General features: G+C 46.0%; 18 protein-coding genes. 5 read left to right on the top strand and 13 right to left on the bottom strand.

Going from position 1 to position 17,124, the window contains the following annotated elements:
• Positions 1-139: 139 nt before the first annotated feature.
• Entirely contained in the window at positions 140-838 is a 699-nt protein-coding gene (locus VBY75_RS03895) for a nucleoside-binding protein (RefSeq protein WP_199494708.1), read from the top strand.
• 42 nt (positions 839-880) lie between these two features.
• Here the strand turns inward: VBY75_RS03895 and VBY75_RS03900 are convergent, their stop codons facing one another.
• Genes VBY75_RS03900 through VBY75_RS03910 form a run of 3 tightly spaced genes read right to left on the bottom strand, consistent with a single transcriptional unit; the run spans position 881 to position 4,220 of the window.
• Positions 881-1,399 (bottom strand): porin family protein, encoded by a 519-nt coding sequence (locus VBY75_RS03900; RefSeq protein WP_199494709.1) that lies wholly within the window; start codon positions 1,397-1,399, stop codon positions 881-883.
• 53 nt (positions 1,400-1,452) lie between these two features.
• Complete coding sequence (locus tag VBY75_RS03905; protein WP_199494710.1) at positions 1,453-2,811, bottom strand: MBL fold metallo-hydrolase RNA specificity domain-containing protein; 1,359 nt, start codon at positions 2,809-2,811, stop codon at positions 1,453-1,455.
• On the bottom strand, positions 2,811-4,220 hold the full coding sequence (locus VBY75_RS03910) for a diguanylate cyclase (protein ID WP_222236819.1): 1,410 nt from the start codon (positions 4,218-4,220) through the stop codon (positions 2,811-2,813). Before VBY75_RS03910 ends, VBY75_RS03905 begins: the two co-directional genes overlap by 1 nt.
• Before the next feature lie 130 nt (positions 4,221-4,350).
• Here VBY75_RS03910 and VBY75_RS03915 point away from each other — a divergent pair, with 130 nt between their 5' ends.
• Positions 4,351-6,033: an isovaleryl-CoA dehydrogenase gene (locus VBY75_RS03915; protein WP_416511130.1), complete on the top strand. Its 1,683-nt coding sequence runs from the start codon at positions 4,351-4,353 to the stop codon at positions 6,031-6,033.
• On the opposite strand, the gene VBY75_RS03920 is transcribed toward VBY75_RS03915, so the two are convergent.
• The 4 genes from VBY75_RS03920 to VBY75_RS03935 all read right to left on the bottom strand — a co-directional run bounded on the left by VBY75_RS03920 (position 5,984) and on the right by VBY75_RS03935 (position 9,525).
• Positions 5,984-6,490, bottom strand: coding sequence for a DUF2937 family protein (locus VBY75_RS03920; protein WP_222236817.1), 507 nt, complete (start codon positions 6,488-6,490; stop codon positions 5,984-5,986). The genes VBY75_RS03915 and VBY75_RS03920 overlap by 50 nt on opposite strands.
• A 78-nt stretch (positions 6,491-6,568) precedes the next feature.
• The gene (locus VBY75_RS03925; protein WP_222236816.1) at positions 6,569-7,471 is read right to left on the bottom strand and encodes a GGDEF domain-containing protein; all 903 of its coding nucleotides are present in this window, start codon (positions 7,469-7,471) and stop codon (positions 6,569-6,571) included.
• A gap of 25 nt (positions 7,472-7,496) precedes the next feature.
• A complete protein-coding gene (locus tag VBY75_RS03930) occupies positions 7,497-8,045 on the bottom strand; it encodes a DUF6436 domain-containing protein (protein WP_271331497.1) in 549 nt (182 codons plus the stop codon).
• Entirely contained in the window at positions 8,038-9,525 is a 1,488-nt protein-coding gene (locus VBY75_RS03935) for a methyl-accepting chemotaxis protein (protein WP_224797564.1), read from the bottom strand. Before VBY75_RS03935 ends, VBY75_RS03930 begins: the two co-directional genes overlap by 8 nt.
• 185 nt (positions 9,526-9,710) lie before the next feature.
• Between VBY75_RS03935 and VBY75_RS03940 the strand changes: the two genes are divergently transcribed.
• Positions 9,711-10,961, top strand: a complete 1,251-nt coding sequence (locus VBY75_RS03940) for a DEAD/DEAH box helicase (protein ID WP_054487287.1) — start codon at positions 9,711-9,713, stop codon at positions 10,959-10,961.
• A gap of 42 nt (positions 10,962-11,003) precedes the next feature.
• Here the strand turns inward: VBY75_RS03940 and VBY75_RS03945 are convergent, their stop codons facing one another.
• Positions 11,004-11,915, bottom strand: a complete 912-nt coding sequence (locus tag VBY75_RS03945; RefSeq protein WP_416511134.1) for a M14 family metallocarboxypeptidase — start codon at positions 11,913-11,915, stop codon at positions 11,004-11,006.
• A 66-nt stretch (positions 11,916-11,981) separates the two neighbouring features.
• A complete protein-coding gene (locus VBY75_RS03950; RefSeq protein WP_416511136.1) occupies positions 11,982-12,296 on the bottom strand; it encodes a YebG family protein in 315 nt (104 codons plus the stop codon).
• Positions 12,297-12,430: 134 nt separating this feature from the next.
• Here VBY75_RS03950 and VBY75_RS03955 point away from each other — a divergent pair, with 134 nt between their 5' ends.
• Positions 12,431-13,615, top strand: a complete 1,185-nt coding sequence (locus tag VBY75_RS03955) for an MFS transporter (protein WP_222236813.1) — start codon at positions 12,431-12,433, stop codon at positions 13,613-13,615.
• Here the strand turns inward: VBY75_RS03955 and VBY75_RS03960 are convergent.
• Positions 13,602-14,261, bottom strand: coding sequence for a flavin reductase family protein (locus VBY75_RS03960; RefSeq protein ID WP_054487279.1), 660 nt, complete (start codon positions 14,259-14,261; stop codon positions 13,602-13,604). The genes VBY75_RS03955 and VBY75_RS03960 overlap by 14 nt on opposite strands.
• 135 nt (positions 14,262-14,396) lie before the next feature.
• Between VBY75_RS03960 and VBY75_RS03965 the strand changes: the two genes are divergently transcribed.
• Positions 14,397-14,816, top strand: a complete 420-nt coding sequence (locus VBY75_RS03965) for a hypothetical protein (RefSeq protein ID WP_416511138.1) — start codon at positions 14,397-14,399, stop codon at positions 14,814-14,816.
• A gap of 171 nt (positions 14,817-14,987) precedes the next feature.
• Here the strand turns inward: VBY75_RS03965 and arfB are convergent, their stop codons facing one another.
• The 3 genes from arfB to VBY75_RS03980 form a co-directional block, all read right to left on the bottom strand.
• Complete coding sequence (arfB, locus tag VBY75_RS03970) at positions 14,988-15,398, bottom strand: alternative ribosome rescue aminoacyl-tRNA hydrolase ArfB (protein ID WP_054487275.1); 411 nt, start codon at positions 15,396-15,398, stop codon at positions 14,988-14,990.
• Position 15,399: 1 nt separating this feature from the next.
• Complete coding sequence (locus VBY75_RS03975) at positions 15,400-15,642, bottom strand: hypothetical protein (RefSeq protein WP_054487273.1); 243 nt, start codon at positions 15,640-15,642, stop codon at positions 15,400-15,402.
• Between the two features lie 69 nt (positions 15,643-15,711).
• Positions 15,712-17,094: a serine hydrolase domain-containing protein gene (locus VBY75_RS03980; RefSeq protein WP_199494714.1), complete on the bottom strand. Its 1,383-nt coding sequence runs from the start codon at positions 17,092-17,094 to the stop codon at positions 15,712-15,714.
• Positions 17,095-17,124: the final 30 nt, after the last annotated feature.

The raw sequence follows: 17,124 nt of genomic DNA on the forward strand, positions 1-17,124 counted from the left end.
ATGTTAGCTTTTTGTAATGTACCGAATTTACCGAGATAATAACAGTCCGTAACCCAAGATATTTACTTAACCTTACTCACCCAGTCCCGTATAATCCGCTCAAATTTAACTCAGCTAACTGCTTTTTAGGTTATACCCGATGAAAAAACTGATATTAGTACTTCTATTGTGCAGCTCATTTCCTTTTGCTGTGAACGCCGAACGTTATTGGTCTGACACCAGCCTTACCTATCTCAACGGAAGCGATTACGAAGTCGGCGATCCCGATCGTCACGTACTCACCCTGGAGTACGTTGGCGGATATAGTTGGGGCAAAATATTCAGTTTTGCTGACAGACTGGAATCGGATAACGGCGATACCGAAACCTATATCGAGTTTTCACCTGAATTCTACCTGCTTGAGTTTGACGATAATCCGGTAAAAAATATTAGCTTCACCACAACGGCTGAGGTCGGTGACGGTTTTACCAATTACTTATACGGTATTGGTGCCGCATTTGATGTTCCCGGCTTCCAGTTCTTTGAGCTTGATGCTTATAAAAGAAATAACGATGGCTTGCCAAATAACTATCAGTTGACTGCCAGCTGGGGCTTACCTTTCTCTATTGGTGAAACACAGTGGATGTTTGACGGTTTCATTGATTACGCTTCAGGTATCAGCAACGTTGGCCCGGCGAACCTTAACTTCACTTCTCAATTAAAGTGGAACATTGCCCCTTACTTTGAGCTATCGGCACCTCTTTACGTGGGTATTGAGTATGTTTACTGGCGTAATAAGTTCTATATTGACGGCGTGACAGAGAAAAACCCTAACCTTTTGGTTAAATGGCACTTCTAATTAAAAAAGGGGCTATCACAGCCCCTTTTTTTCACGTCCACTTCAAAAACGATAAGTCACACCAATATTTAAAGTATTAATCTCGTATTCGTCTTTATCAATCAGCTTTATCCAGTCGATAAAATAAGTGGTTCTCGGGTTCCGGTCATATTGAATTCCGCCCCCGTAGCTCACGCTGTTTAACGTTGTATCTTCACCAGCTACCATAAACTTCCCACGGGAAAAGCCACCGGTCACGTATAACGCAACTTCTGGCGACAAATACAAGCGCGGCTTCGCTAATAGACTGGTTATATAATCGGTCTCAAACTTGACGCCCCTATCACTACTGCTGTGTACTCCAAAGCCATAACGAGCTTCGGCAGAAAGGCTATTGCTATAGCGGTAGCCCAACATCAGGTTGACCACATGCGGAGTAAATGAAGGAGTACCTTCCAGTTCCGTATCAACATTCAGTTGAGCTAAAGATGCAGCTCCGTAATAACCACTGTCCTGCGCCTGACTCAACGCACTAAAGAATAAAAATGCACTACCTAATAAAGCCGCTCGAAAAAACACCATTGGATTTCCTTATAAAAACAATTTTTCCGTTACAGCTATTTTAACAGAACCGGCTAAAGGTGATATACCCCCTGATAATCAGCCACTTCAACATCATAAGATGTGCGTTGCATTAAGCAGTCGCGAAAAGCCTCAAGAGCATCGAGTTCACCATGCACTAATTGAATCGGCGTATTGGGCTTTAATTCAGACTGCGCTAGCCAATCCAAAATCTCTTGGTAATCGGCATGTCCAGACAACCCTTCTAACGAACGTATTCGGGCTTTGACCGGTAGCCACTGGCCATGCAGCTTTATAGATTCAACTCCCTGCAGCATTTTAGCCCCACGCGTTCCTCCCGCCTGGTGGCCACTAAACAGAACCGTTGCGCGATGATCGCCTAGCCAGCGCTTAAAGTGATGAAGAATACGCCCACCTGTCGCCATACCACTTCCGGCAATAATAATATGCGGTCCGGACTGAGAGGCAATAGCCTTAGACTCATCAACTGAGCGCGTATATTCAACGGTACCAAAGGTTCTGGCACAATCAGAGTCAGACAAACGATGCAGCTGATGAAAACGTTGATAAAGACCTGACACATTAATTGCCATAGGAGAGTCTAAATAGATGGTTTGTCTGGGTATTCGGCCTTCTTCCATAAGCTTGACTAATAAGTACTGCAACAATTGCGCCCTGCCGACGGAAAAGCTTGGAATTAGTAAAACACCACCAGCCTCAGACGTTTCTTTTACCACGGCAGCGAGTTGCTCTTCTGCATCTTCAGTTTCCTTGTGCAGCCGATCGCCGTAGGTGGACTCAAGCAATAGCAGATCTAAATCAGGTAAAGGTTCCGGCGGGTACATCATGATATCTTGTGGCCGCCCGACATCTCCTGAAAACCCAACTTTTTTGCCTTCTGCTTCTATAATAACGCTTGAAGCGCCCAGAATATGACCCGCCGGCTGCAAAGTGACCTTAATATCCCCTATTTCAAACTGCTGATGAAACTCAACGCCCTGAAATAGCTTCATAGCTGACTTTGCTGTAGCTTCATCGTATAAGGGTTCGGGCTTTTCGTGTCGACTTAACTTGTGTTTTCCCAGATACTTCGCATCTTCTTCCTGAATGCGTCCGCTGTCGGCGAGTAGAATATCGCAGAGTCCCGATGTTGCATGATGGGCAAAGACCGGGCCCCTAAAACCCGCTTTATAAAGCACAGGAACAAAGCCAGAGTGGTCAAGATGTGCGTGCGTTAGAACCACACCATCCACTTGGTTTATCCCCATAGGCAGGGGCTGCCAGTTACGCCTACGTAGCCATTTGTAGCCCTGAAAAAGCCCACAGTCGATAAGAATTCGGGTGGAATCTGTTTCCACCAAATATTTTGACCCGGTGACGGTTTCCGCTCCACCTAAAAATACAATACGCATCAGTTCTCCCTGGCTATACAGTTTTTCCCACGCTTTTTGGCTACTAGCAGCGCTTTATCAGCACGGTCGATAGTTGCCATAATATGCTCATCCGGCACGACTTCAGCCACTCCAAAGCTACAAGAAAAGGCATGATTAGTACCCTCTAATCTCGCCCTGCTTATTTCCATTCGCAGCCTTTCAGCTGTTTCTTCCGCAAATTGCAGTGAACTTTCCGGCAGTAAAATCATAAACTCGTCACCACCAAAACGTCCGAGCAAGTCACTGCTTCTCAGCACCGAAGTAACGATATTTGTCACCTGCACAAGAGCACGATCACCGGCCACATGTCCATAACTATCATTAATCTTTTTGAATTCATCCACATCGAACATGATCAACGAAAGTGGTTTATTTTGACGCTTACCCAGATTCATTAAAGCATCAGCACTTTGCATAAAATGTTCACGCGAAGCTGTTTTCGTTAATCCATCCTCAGAAACCTGCCGGGTCAGTAACTCGTTATGCGCCATGAGTGTCGGGACCGTTAATCCAAACCAGGCGCTTGCCGCAATTATTGTAACGGCAAACTGATACACAATAGCGTAGTCCATCAACCCTAAGATGCCGACAGAAAATGCCGTAATAGTGCTGAATAATGCTAATGATATGGCCGTATTTAAAGGCGACTCCGTATACGAGACCCACAGTAAAGGGAGAATCAGGAAGAATATTGAGAAAGCCGCTTCATCTTTGTTTGCGGTTGCCGTCAATATGAGGCTTAAACTCAGCAAAGCCAGAATAAGCAGCAGTTTCCAAAGAAAAGAGCTTTGGTTACCGGTTTTTACCGTAAAGCTAAGCCCTCCAAGCCAATGTTCCAGTTGCGGATAACGCCAACTCATCAGAGCAATAAAAATCGGTGAAAGAACAATAACCCCGCTCATATCTCCTATCCACCAGGGCAGCCAGGTATACCAAATAGCGTCGGCTTCCAGCAGCTTCCCTGAAATCATGACTTCGGTGCCCAACCAGGCGGCGCAAAATGATGAAAGCGCAGCAACACCAAGAAACGTCATTATGGTGCTGGCAAGCCCATAACTGCCCAGTCGGGTAAGCTTTGAACGCAATAACCAGGCGCCTAAGAAATAAGGTAAGGTGTGAGCAAAACCAAAAAGAACGCCCGTAGTTAGCAACTCTTTAGCCGGAGTACCGCCTCCGTATAACTCCGAAACCCAGAAGGTAGTGACAACTCCGGCAATAAGAATGGCCGGAAAGGCCCGCCAGCTCATAACCAGGAATGCGGCAAACGTCAGTCCCGCAGGGGGAAACCAGATACTCGCATGTGGTCCATACTCCATCACTGCCGCAATACGCCAAAGGAGTATCCAGACAACGACGAGTATCAGACTTCTAATAATAGTTTGAAGCAAAGCAACTACTGCATTTTTTGTTAATTGTTGACCTTACTGTTATCAAAAAACGTTCAAAAGGCAACCATTAGTCTATCTATTGACGAATAAAATTTATCCTGCTTCACTCAGAAGTAACAAGGAGTAAGAAATGACAGAGCACTACCCACAAGCCGAACAGTTTATGGCTAGCACCCATGAAGTTGAAAACCAGCCTAAACCGTTAGAAAACTATAACCTTTATCTGGCCGATAAAGCTCTGCAGCAAGCTGTAGAACGCGAAGGTGCCAGTTGGGCTTACTCCGACCTTATTGCTTTTGGCGAACTGGCAGGTAAAAAAGAAAGCATTGAACTTGGTTTCCAGGCTAACAAGTACCAACCCGAATTACGTACCCATGACCGCTACGGACATCGCATTGATCAGGTGGACTTCCACCCCAGTTATCATCAATTAATGACAACAGCAATTGAGCACGGGCTTCATGCCAGCCCATGGAGTGACCCTAAACCAGGAGCCCATGTCGCTCGCGCGGCTAAATATTACCTTCACACGCAGGTAGAAGCTTCACACGGCTGTCCTATTACCATGACCTTTGCCGCAATTCCGGCACTGAGGCATCAGCCTGGCTTATTCGAAGAGTGGGCCCCAAAAATTACCGCCCGTCAATACGACCCGAGAAACATTCCTCATACGGAAAAAAATGCCGTGACTATTGGTATGGCAATGACGGAAAAACAAGGAGGGTCAGACGTACGGCGTAACACTACGCGGGCCTATCCGTTGACAACAGAAGGCTCCGGCCAGGTATACGAACTGGTTGGTCATAAGTGGTTTGTCTCCGCTCCCATGTGTGATGCCTTTTTAGTGCTGGCACAAACCCGTAGTGGCCTGTCCTGCTTTTTAGTTCCAAGATGGCGCCCTGATGGCTCAAAAAACCCTATCCAACTTCAGCAATTGAAACAGAAAATGGGCAATGCAGCGAACGCTTCAAGTGAAACGGAGCTTCGCGGTGCTTTGGGCTGGATGGTCGGTGAAGAAGGCCGGGGCGTTCGAACCATCATCGAGATGGTCGCAACCACACGTTATGACTGCATGATTGGCTCATCGGCGGGTATGCGTCAGGCAACGGCTCAGGCGATTCATCACGCAAGTAACAGAGAAGCTTTTGGTGCCAGGCTTAGCGAGCAGCCACTGATGCAGAACTTATTAGCTGATCTGGCACTTGAAAGCGAAGCTGCCATGACTTACATGATGCGAATGGCTCGAGCAATGGATAACCAGGACAACGAACATGAAAAACTGTTGTCGCGCATTGCTACGCCTGTTGGCAAGTACTGGATTTGTAAGCGAACGCCTAATCATGCCTATGAAGCAATGGAGGTCATTGGTGGGAGTGGCGTTATGGAAAACCACATTATGCCAAGACTTTTCCGTGAGTCACCCGTCAACGCTATTTGGGAAGGCAGTGGTAATGTTCAGTGTCTTGATATTCTAAGAGCCATAGAGAAACAGCCTGAGGTCCTGGATGCTTATTTCGCAGAATTGCAACGTGCAAAAGGCGCTGACAAAAGACTCGACCAGTTTATGATCAAGCTAAAAGAGGAGTTTAGTAACAGCAAAGCCCTACAATATCATCGAGCACGCACCATTGCTGATTCTATGGCCGTTGGCCTCCAGGCGGCGTTACTGGTTCAACATGCAACCCCGGAAATGGCGGACGCCTTTTGCGCGGGTCGGCTTGATGTTAATTTCGGGTTTAATTACGGCACACTACCGAGCGGGCTTAACTGCGCTGCGATTGTCGAAAAGGCCTCGCCAGCAGTCGAACAATAAGTTCACCAAATACCGCCAGTATTAACCCCGAAACCAGGCCAAACAAAATAGCGCCGGGGTTCAGTCTTACGGTGTAAGAAAAGTCGTTTCTAACCTCTTGCTGAATATCTTCCACTGGCGTGAAAAATGCCTGTTGGTAGGCTCTCCATGCATTCTGATTAAACTCCTGATGGGCTTTATTCAACTGTTGATAACGTTGAAAGATTGCGTTGATACTCTGGCCACCTTCCTGAAAAACTCTGTCGTCGCTGGCTTGATAATGGGCAATAAGTTCTTCAATGCTACCGTCAAAAAACTTTTCAGCCTCGTCGCGAAATTCATTAAGGCTGCGTTCAGACTCAATTAAATGTGCCTGTAGGCTTTTTCCATACTGATCGACAAAGCCGGGCAACTGTATTCCCGCCAAAACACCGATAATCAGTAAAATCATTCGTAGATAGGATATGAAGATTCCCATGGCCTCTCCTTAAAAGTCCTGAAACCACTTTAGAGTAGACCTTGAGTAACAATCAAACTTAATTACGTTTTATTACAGTTAATTGGTAAGCACGACCGCATTTTTACCCTCTTTCTTTGCCTGGTACATAGCCTTGTCTGCCCTCGCCATAATATCTTCTATGGTGTAATGCTCTGAAGGTTTATCACACTGGCACAAGCCAATCGACAAAGTTACCGGAAGTTCAGCATGGTCAATACCACTAACTAATTCACTGCGCATTCGCTGCATCATCTGCTGTGCATCATTAGCAGAAATCATTGGGTGTATGGTCGCAAACTCGTCGCCGCCAATGCGGGCAACATAGTCGGTATGGCGACTGTGCAAACGAATCAGTTGAGCAATTTTCTGCAGAACCTCATCCCCAAAATGATGCCCATGCTCATCGTTAACGTCTTTAAAGTCATCCAAATCGATAAAGCTAACCGCGAAGGGCGTTCCATGTTCTGTCAGTTGCTCAATTTCATCCTGTAATTGTGCGGTAAAAGCTCTTCGATTCATAATGCCGGTTAAGTGGTCAGTCAGCGCCTGACGCTTTTCAAATTCCAGTTCCAGACGAATTTTATCTTCAGCTTTCTTTTGCAAAGTGTAGTCGCGTACTATGGCAATACCATACAGCTCACCTTCCAATTCAAGCTGATTAAGCATGATATCAACATGAAAAGTTGAACCGTCTCTGCGAATGGCTGAAAAGATTAAGCCGTTTCCCATAGAGCGTCGCCCCGGGTGTTTGAAAAAGGTCGCTAAATGCTGATCATGCCTTTCACGAACCTCTTCGGGAAGTAACTGGTTAAGGTGCAGCTCCAGCATAGAAGACGAGGAATAACGGAACATGGACGCTGCGGCCTGATTAACAGCAATAATTAAGCCCTTTCGATTAATAACAATAGCCCCGTCCGGAATCACTTCCAGAAACTCTATAAAGGTTTGTCTTACTTCCATTACTGGCTCCGCTCTTTGACCATATTTAAACGCTGCAATAGCATCCTTTTGCAACGGTATTAATCCATTCGGGAGCCTTCTCTTCCATTGAAACTAAAGGAATTAATGCTTCCACAAAACTACTTTCAGCTGTACAAAATGCACCATCGGCGTAAGGCCCAAGGTAAATTAATTCTGATGACTCATTAAACATAATAATGGCTGGTGTTGCAGGAACGAACCTTTTTAGTTCACTGAATTGATCTATATCAATGTTGTAGTTTCTGCCACCTGACTCCGTTACTTGCCGCTTTACGCTACTGGTATGTCCGGCACTGCGCCAATTACAGTTACAACTTTCTGAGCTAATATGGAAAACGCTTCCGCTTACTGAAAACCCTTTATTTACCAGTTCAGTAACCAAAGGTTGAGCTAATTCGCCATTATTGCCCAGCTCAAGTAATTGACTCTTTTCATCAAACCAGACCAAACGCTGTTCCAGTAAGTAACTCAAGCCCCAGAGAACTAATGCAAACCAGGCAAAAATGGTCACAATAAGCCAACGAGTTCGGGCTTCTCCTGATAGCTTAGTCAACAATAAAGCGCCCTACTTCTGAGTCCAGTTGGGTCGAAACTGTTTTTAGTGATGTGGCGTTTTCCTGCCCGTTCAGCAACAATTGTGTTTCTGCTTCAGACAACTCTCTCATTGTCTGCGCTGAACGAGAGATATCTTCACTAGCGTTTCTCTGCTCTTCGGTAGCAGCGGCGACTGAAATAACCTTTTGAGCCACATCATTAATACGTTGAGCAACGGTTTTCATTGACGTGCCTGACTCCTCTGAATAGGTTACCGCTTCATCAATTTGCTGAACACAAGCATCCATTGAGTTCACCGCTTCAGCTACTTCAGTGAGTATATTCTGACTAATTTGGCTAATTTGTTCAGCATTTTTTCCTGTAGTGGAGGCTAATGACCTTACTTCGTCAGCTACCACGGCAAAACCACGACCTTCTTCACCCGCTCGGGCGGCCTCAATAGCCGCATTCAGAGCCAGTAAGTTAGTTTGCTTGGTAATATCGTTAATGGCTCCAATAACATCGGATATTTGATGGCACTGCCTGTCCAGGGTTTTCAACTTGTCGTTCGTGGCAAGAACATTGGCTTTTAAGGAGCTTATAGAACCAGCTGCCGTTTCAGCGACATTTGCCGCATTCTCCGAGCGGTCAATTGACTCTTCCGCCGACATTTTAGCTAAATTAGCTTGCTCTGAAATACTGCTAATAGTAACGGCCATTTCCTCAATTGCGCTGGCTATACTGTCAACCTCTTGCGAGCTGTTCTGACGGCTCTTGATAAGCTCTTCGCTCTCCTTAGACAACGCACCCGACACATCCTGAACCCGTCTGGATAAACTGCGAGTACTTTGAATATTCTTCCGGAATTGAGTCAGTAAGTTTTTAAAGGCAGTAACTTCATCTGTTGTACCGCTGACATCGACCATCAGATTTAGTTTATCCGACTGCTTAACGATATCGGCAATGCTGTTACGTAATGCCTGTGCACTAACCGCTTCGGTATCGCTTTGTTTGGCTATAACACAAAGTACAGCCCCCTCAGCTACAGCAAAGCCTGCATGAATAGCGAGAATACCTAAGGTCACGTAACCCTCAGCAAAGATATAAACGTCGGCACCGTTGGACTGCAGCACAAAAAATAAAATGTGATGTACGGCAACCACCCCGACACTGGTCACCACAATCATCCAGTCCCGGTAATAAATAAGAAATGCCATTACCACAAAAATTTCAAAGTGCATTTCAACCAGACCCATGGTCTGATCGATATGAACCGCCGTAATTAATTGAATCGCGGCGGCTATAACATGCCTTGTCAGTTTACTTTGGCCTGAGGCTCTAATAAGAAGCAAAGGTAAAGAAACAATAAGCAATGACAGGACGACAGGAACAAACCAGTCGCCAGTAAGAAAAGCAATAACAAAGGTGATCAGTAACTGAACAAGTAGAACACCAGTGAAAACTCGGTTAGCGGAGTCGACCCAGGGGCGGTACAACATAAAAATTCCTCTAAACACCCTAAACTCAGGGTAAAGCGGCGCGAATAATGCGCTCACTTTTTCATCAAAGCAAGAAAAAGTTACCTTAATACGCCTGTTTCTAAATAAAGGTTTACTGTCGTCTGTGATACAATGCCAAAAAGCCACATAAGTGTGGTGTCGACTATTATAACTCCCGGAGCTTCATGTCCACAGAACAAAGCCAAACCTCATTCCAGTCATTGGGATTGAGCGACAATATACTACGTGCCGTTACTGAATGCGGTTATACCACCCCCACTCCAATTCAACAGCAAGCCATTCCGACAGTCATGGCCGGCCACGACTTGTTAGCAGCTGCGCAAACAGGTACCGGCAAGACAGCAGGTTTTACACTTCCTTTGTTGCACAAATTGTCGCAAACAAAAACCGACGGTAAGCCTGTTATTAAGGCGTTAATTTTGACACCAACCAGAGAGTTGGCGGCACAAGTTGAAGACAACCTCAACACCTACGCTAAATATACCGGTCTTAAGTCTTTAGTGATTTTTGGTGGTGTAGGTATTAACCCACAAATTAACGCATTGCGACGCGGTGTCGACATTCTTGTCGCCACGCCAGGTCGTTTGTTGGATCACAGTCGTCAGGGAACGGTAGATTTAAGTAAAATTGATGTATTGATTCTGGATGAAGCTGACCGGATGCTGGACATGGGCTTTATTCATGACATTAAAAAAGTCATGAAACTCATTCCGGAAAAACGTCAGACGCTGTTGTTTTCTGCAACCTTTTCAAGTGAAATAAAAGCTCTGGCTCAACAGTTTATGCAACAGCCAAAGTTAGTTGAAGTTGCCAGGCAAAATGCGGCAGCAGATACCATTCAGCAGCGCGTTTACCCTGTTGATAAGAAGCGTAAAAGAGAGCTAATCAGTTACCTGATAGGAAGTCGTAATTGGCGGCAGGTTCTTGTGTTTACACGAACTAAGCACGGGGCTAACCGACTGGCAACACAGTTAACGGATGATGGTCTGCCTGCAATGGCTATTCACGGCAATAAAAGCCAGGGCGCCAGAACCAAAGCATTAGCGCAATTTAAAGCCGGAAAATTACGAGTATTAGTTGCAACCGATATTGCTGCACGTGGTATTGATATTGACGAACTGCCGCACGTGATTAACTTTGAACTACCTCAGGTAGCTGAAGATTACGTACACCGTATTGGCCGTACAGGTCGTGCCGGAAGTGAAGGTGAAGCAGCGTCACTGGTCTGTGTGGACGAGCATAAATTGCTACGTGACATAGAAAAGCTGACTAAAAATGAAATACCAAAAGAACTGATTCCAGGCTTTGAGCCAGACCCGAATATAAAGCCGGAACCCATTCAAAAGCCACGAACCGGAAGGCCTCAAAACTCACGCCGTGCACCTCGCCAAAAGCGGCCAGACACACGACGTTAATTGACTAACCAGGTTTACCGACCAAGTAACGAGGGTTGGGCTTTACTTTAAAAAGTCCAGGCCTCCGGTGACCGCAGCAACCTGAGCTTCTATACATTGCTCCGGGGTTGCTTTCGGGCTGTCCGGATAAACCTCTGTCGTAGTGGCATACTCAGCTTTACTAAAGCTAATACATAAGCCCATTTTTGCTGTAGGCAATAAAATAAGACCACGCTGGGCAATATCTTCACCTATTAGCTTATTCTCTTCGTCAGCATCGGCAATGTGCGTAACTTTTTCTACCGAATCCAGTACCGCCTTTTGAAAATCAGGGTAAGGCTTTTCAGAGTTTCCAACTAAGTAGAAGCCGTCAGGAATATTCCAGTTGGTATTCACCTTTCCGTCCATTGCCGCCTTTGCAGGACGAAACTCGCTGTTATCGGTATCGGTTGTTTCGTGCAGATCAATGTGAGCCAGAATATCCACACCTAAGCCAGCAATGTAATTCATAATGTTTGCACATTCACCGGCTGGCGAATCGGCTACAAACGAGCGGTTAGGATCAATAGCCGCAGGATTCCAACGGTTAATGGTTTCATAGCCCCACGGGCTCAAACAGGGTGCAACCACCACATTAAAGTCTGTTTGATACTCATTGGCTTTAGTCTCTATAAACCGCAGTGCTCCGTGAACACCACTGGTTTCATAACCATGCACACCACCAGTCACTAAAACCGTTGGTTTGCCCGCATCCCAGTTGTTAGTTCTGACCACAAACAAAGGATAAGTATCGCTTTCGTACGCAAGTTCACCATATTGCTCTACGTCGAAGTTCGCTTTAAAAGTCTCTATTTTGCTGACAACATCATCAAAGTAGGAACGCTTTTTGCTTTGCTCAGCTAACCATTGCGCTTTTTCTTCAACGCCCCAAGGGGTACCCGGTGTTCCTATATGGTAAATCGTTTCTTGCGTCATCGTTCGATCCTATTCATTAAAACCAGGTCACTATAGTATCAAAATATTTAACTCGTATCGTGCCCACTAAGCCGCTTTCGACGACGCTTTATCGTTTGATTTTGATGACTCAACTTTTTCCGCAGATACTTTCTCGGTTTTTGGTTTCTTTGGCTTTTTAGCACCTAAAGCTATGAGAACATTTTCTCGTTCTTTCGCCAAAAACAGCGCCATATCCTCAAGCTGCTGTTCATCAGTGAAAAGCTTGCTGTCTTTAATGAGAGGATTCAGGGCCTCAGCCATGTCCAAAATTTTATCGTGCGCATCGGCTTCAGCTTTTGAAGTGAATGTCATTTTCTCGGCTCCGTCGCGAATAACTACATACTGGGTTACTACAGCCATGGTATGGTCCTTTGCTGATGTGTAAATATACTGTTTATTTGTACAGTAAAGTCATAGAGATTGCAATAGCTGCTGCATTCGATAAACTGCGCAATCCTAACCGACTCAACTAATACAGGAAGCAAACCTGATCCATGACTCAGTTCTCTAAAGCACAGGTTCAACTAGCCATTTTTGCCATGGCAGTTGGCAGTTTTGCTATTGGCATTGGTGAGTTCGTCATTATGGGATTGCTACCTGACGTTGCTGCTGACTTCAACACTGACACCCGACAAACCGGCCATCTGATCAGCCTTTATGCGCTGGGTGTGGTTATCGGCGCACCGCTCATTACGATTTTATTCGCGCGTTTTCCGCGCAAACCCATGTTACTGGTGCTGTTGCTTGCTTTCGCGCTCGGTAACTTTGCCAGTGCATCAGCAGAAAGCTACCCCTTGCTTCAGGTTTTGCGTTTCCTAACCGGTTTACCTCATGGTGCCTATTTTGGTATTGCATGTCTTGTCGCCGCCGACATGGTTCGTAAAAATCAACGAGGTATGGCTGTCACCATGGTAATGATGGGGCTGACTGTAGCAATTTTAGTCGGTAACCCCTTAGCAACCTGGCTTGGGCAACTTATCGACTGGCGCACGGTTTACCATACAGTCGGCGCTTTAGGACTTCTAGCTCTGGTCATGATTTTATTTGTCGTGCCAAAACACCCTAATGAGAAAAGAACCTCGGCAAGGGGAGAAATGAAGGCTCTGCAGAACCCTCAAGTCTGGCTTACGCTAGCCATAGGCGCCATAGGTTTCGGCGGTATGTTTGCGGTATTAAGTTATATAGCCCCAACCCTAATAAACGCCACAGGTCTTGCTCCGCACTGGATCCCTGTTGCTTTATTAATATACGGAATAGGCTCTTTGGCAGGTAGCTTAGTCGGAGGCTGGGCGGCCGACCGCAATTTGAAACTGACTATTGGTGGCTCTTTGTTGTGGTCAGCAATTGTACTGGCGATTTTCCCGTTAACATTGCAAAGCCTCTGGACCGTCATGCCAATGGTGTTATTACTGGGTAGCGCGGCGGCTCTGGTTCCGGCGCTTCAGGTACGTTTGATGGACGTTGCAGGTGAAGCACAGACTCTGGCGGCGTCATTGAACCATTCAGCTTTCAACGCCGCAAATGCCTTAGGGGCCTGGCTGGGCGGGCTGGCCATTATTTCCCCTCTCAGTTGGCAAGGCACAGGCTGGGTCGGCTGTGCACTGTCTATTGTCGGTTTACTGCTGTTTTGGATAACCAAGAAGCACAGCCGTAAAGTACCTGACATTATGAGTCTTTAGAGCGCCCCTCGACATCCAGTTCTTCTAGTTTCTTATCGGGCTTGGCATAAGATAAACGCGCCGCCCGTTGAGTACTGTGATAGCCATCCAGACCCGAAATGGCCATGGTCCCTAAAGATTCAATATCAATATAACCGTCACTTTTCACCGCCTTTTCCTTAACTTCGACCCACCGAATTTCACCTACGATTAATGCCGTGTCGTTATGCTGTATAGGGATAACCTCCACCAGTTGCATGCCAATTCGCAAGGCACTTTCAGCAACATGTGGGGCATGAAAACCGTCTTCAAATTCTGGTGTAAGACCACAGGCTTCAAACTCTGAAACTTCCCGGTCGTACCGTGCTGATGTCTGGTGAGCTTTCTGGAAAAACTCTTCACTCACCTGATTAATGGTGTAAACACCACTCTCTTCAATATTTTCCCAGGTGTGGCGGGTGGCCGATTTAGGGCGCATAACAAAGCCAAGCAACGGAGGATTACTTCCTAAGTGCACCACGGAGCTTATCATTGCTAAGTTATTCTGTTGATGCCTGTCACGGGTGCCTACCACATTCGCACTTTTAAACCCGGACAAACAATTAACAAAACGCGCTCTCTCTGTATCGTCCATGTTTGCAAGATCTTGCTGCTTGTAAGTTTTCATTGAAGCTCCAGGTTTCTTGTTTTGTAAGTTACTTATACGCATTATTTTTTAATTACGATCGTTTACAAATAACTTATTGCGAACCATTATCATTTGCGTTAGCTTATTTAACTAAAGCCGAGCAAAGGATCCAAAATGACAAACACCTATAAAGACTATTTTAATAGTCAGGAACAGTTAAAGACTGCAAGTTCACTCCTCAACAGCAAAGACTATGAGTCTGCGGCTGCTTACCTTAAACGGGCACGCGAGTCAGCAAAACAGGTATTTAACGAGCCAGTACTTGCCGCTAACGCAGTTCAAAGCTACACAACCAGCTCCATTTTATTAATAGCGACTTATATTCGGCGTCATCAGCAACTGCCAGCATACGAATTTCAACAGAACAGTACCAAACAACTCACCCAATGGTTAAATAACACCAACTCAAAATCATTAGCTGACCTTTGCCACTACTGTCATCAATTGCTTATTACTGGCTGTCAGCATTCTCGTTGTCTTGGGCACTGTTTACAACAACTTGAGGAGCACGGCTATGCGCAGGAAAAAACCTAATCGCTTACAAGTTTCAGTGAGTAAAGAACAACTTAAGAAATTATTACTGGAAAAAAAATTAGTCGCCAGCGACATCCGTTGCTGCGATTACTGCAGTCAATGCGAACTCAAGCAGCTCATACTTGAGTGTGCCCGAATAAATTGCTCAGGTTCGTTACAAAAGTTTGGAAATTAAAATTCTTTTTTCCGAAGCGCTTTTTTATAACCTTGCTGCTTTTTACTCGTCAGCCGCCTTTCTTTGGCAGAGCGACTGGGCTTTGTGGGAATACGCTTCTTTTGAACCTGTGCAACGCTGCGAATTAATTCAATCAACTGCTCCAGCGCCAGCTCTCGGTTACGGGCCTGACTCCGTGTCTCCTGACACTTAATTATGACCTTGCCACTTTGGGTAATGCGATGGTCTGACTTTTTTAGCAAGCGCTGCTTGTAGAAGTCCGGTAACGAAGAGGCCTGAATATCAAAAATGAGTTGAGCCGCAGTAGCGACTTTATTGACGTTCTGGCCTCCCGCACCGCTAGAGCGGATGAACTGCCACTCTATTTCGTGCTCTGCAAATTCAATGCGCTGTGAAACTCTGATCATTTTACTTTGCGGGTTCTATGAAGTTATCAATACCTTCCTCTTTTAGAGCGTCCAACGCTTCTACCAGGGCATCATTATCCTTTTCAAATTCATCTTCCCAAAGCGTCGAGTTGTTATTCTCATCGACAATCTCCAAAATCCAGCCACTGTCTTCAGTGCGGTAAATATCAATTTCTACGGTTTTACCGTCAACGCTGTAATTTTGTGTGTGTTCGCTTTGAATGACTTGCTGTTCTTCGCTCATAAGTAAGCTCTCTGTCCGTCAGGCTGGGGGAAGCAGTCTATCATTATTCAGCTTCCCCCGAAGGAGTTTTTATAGTGCTTTCAGTACATCTCGTACAAAGTCATGCTCGTTAAACCCTGGCTCTCCGGCAATATCATAACCACGACGAACAACCACTAAATTCTCTGACGGAATAACCACCAAAAATTGTCCCCGGTTTCCTCGCGCCGCAATAGTGTCATCGGGTAATTCAGGGAAACGTTCGTTATAAAGCCACCATTGTGCTCCGTATCCGGGGGAGTTCTCCGGCGGCTGAGCCGGTGCCGGCATACTGATATATTCAAGCCAGCCTTCGGGTAAAATTTGCTCGCCCTGCCATTGACCCTGTTGCAAATGCAAAACACCCAGACGAGCTAAATCACGAGACGTGGTCCACACCTGCGACGATAAAATAAAATCGCCACGCCAGTCGGTTTCGGCAAAGGTATGATTCATTCCTACTTTTTCCAGCAGTGCCTTATACGGAAACTTCAGATACTCTTCTGTGCTGTCAAAGCGCTCATGCAGGGCTCTTAAAGCCAACATAGTGTCATTATTCGCGTACTTCCAGCGACTGCCCGGAGCCACTTCAAGTGCCGTTTCAGTGGCAGTATCACTGACTAACCCTCCCCCCATATAAACGCGGTCGGTGCGGTTGCCCGCTTTATTGCTGTCCAGACCGGACGCCATATGCAATAAGTTTTCCAGTGTAATATGCCGGCGGGGATCAAGCGGGTGCGACCAATTTGAAATACCGGCAGCTTCATCTGGCTTTATCTTGTCTTGCTGAACTGCCGCTCCGATAACACTGGCACCAATACTTTTTGCAACTGACCAGGTGCGCTGCGCGGTTTCAGGTGTAAAACCCTCGATATAACGTTCTGCAATAATTTCATCAGGCGTCGCAATTAAAACAGCAGAAGTGCGAGCCCCAGAGCCGTACTTTTTGGTAAATGCCTGTTGCAGAACTGACTCTAATTGAGCATTACTACTGACTGAATTAACCTCAGCCTTTTGCTTCCAGGGCTGGCCGTTGTCTTTTCCGGCCTTCTTATGACCACTGAAAGGATCAGCAACAAATTTTACGTCATCAACACTTGCGCCAACCGGCAAATCGACACAACCGAGCTTCGGTCGCCAGACAGATATCCGCTCGCGGTTACCGTTATCATATGGCACTCGTACCCAGTGGTTTTGTTCATCAACTCTGGGCTCCATTTGTGCCACGCGATCAGCAATTAACGAATAAATGCCACTTAACTCATGCTCTCGAATTTGCTCCATGGACTTATCGCCATTAAAGATCGCACTGCAAGTAAAGCCTGCGGTATACCCGGCAGCATAGGCACTTAATGTCGTGTCTGTTTCCTCTGCCTGTGTCACCGCTGTGGCCAATAACCCACTAGCTAAAGTTATTTTTAGTGTCTTATTCATTAATTGCTCACCTGTTTCTACGTATAGATA

This window comes from Idiomarina sp. HB (assembly GCF_048059115.1).
In the GTDB taxonomy this organism is placed as follows: Bacteria; Pseudomonadota; Gammaproteobacteria; order Enterobacterales; family Alteromonadaceae; genus Idiomarina; species Idiomarina abyssalis.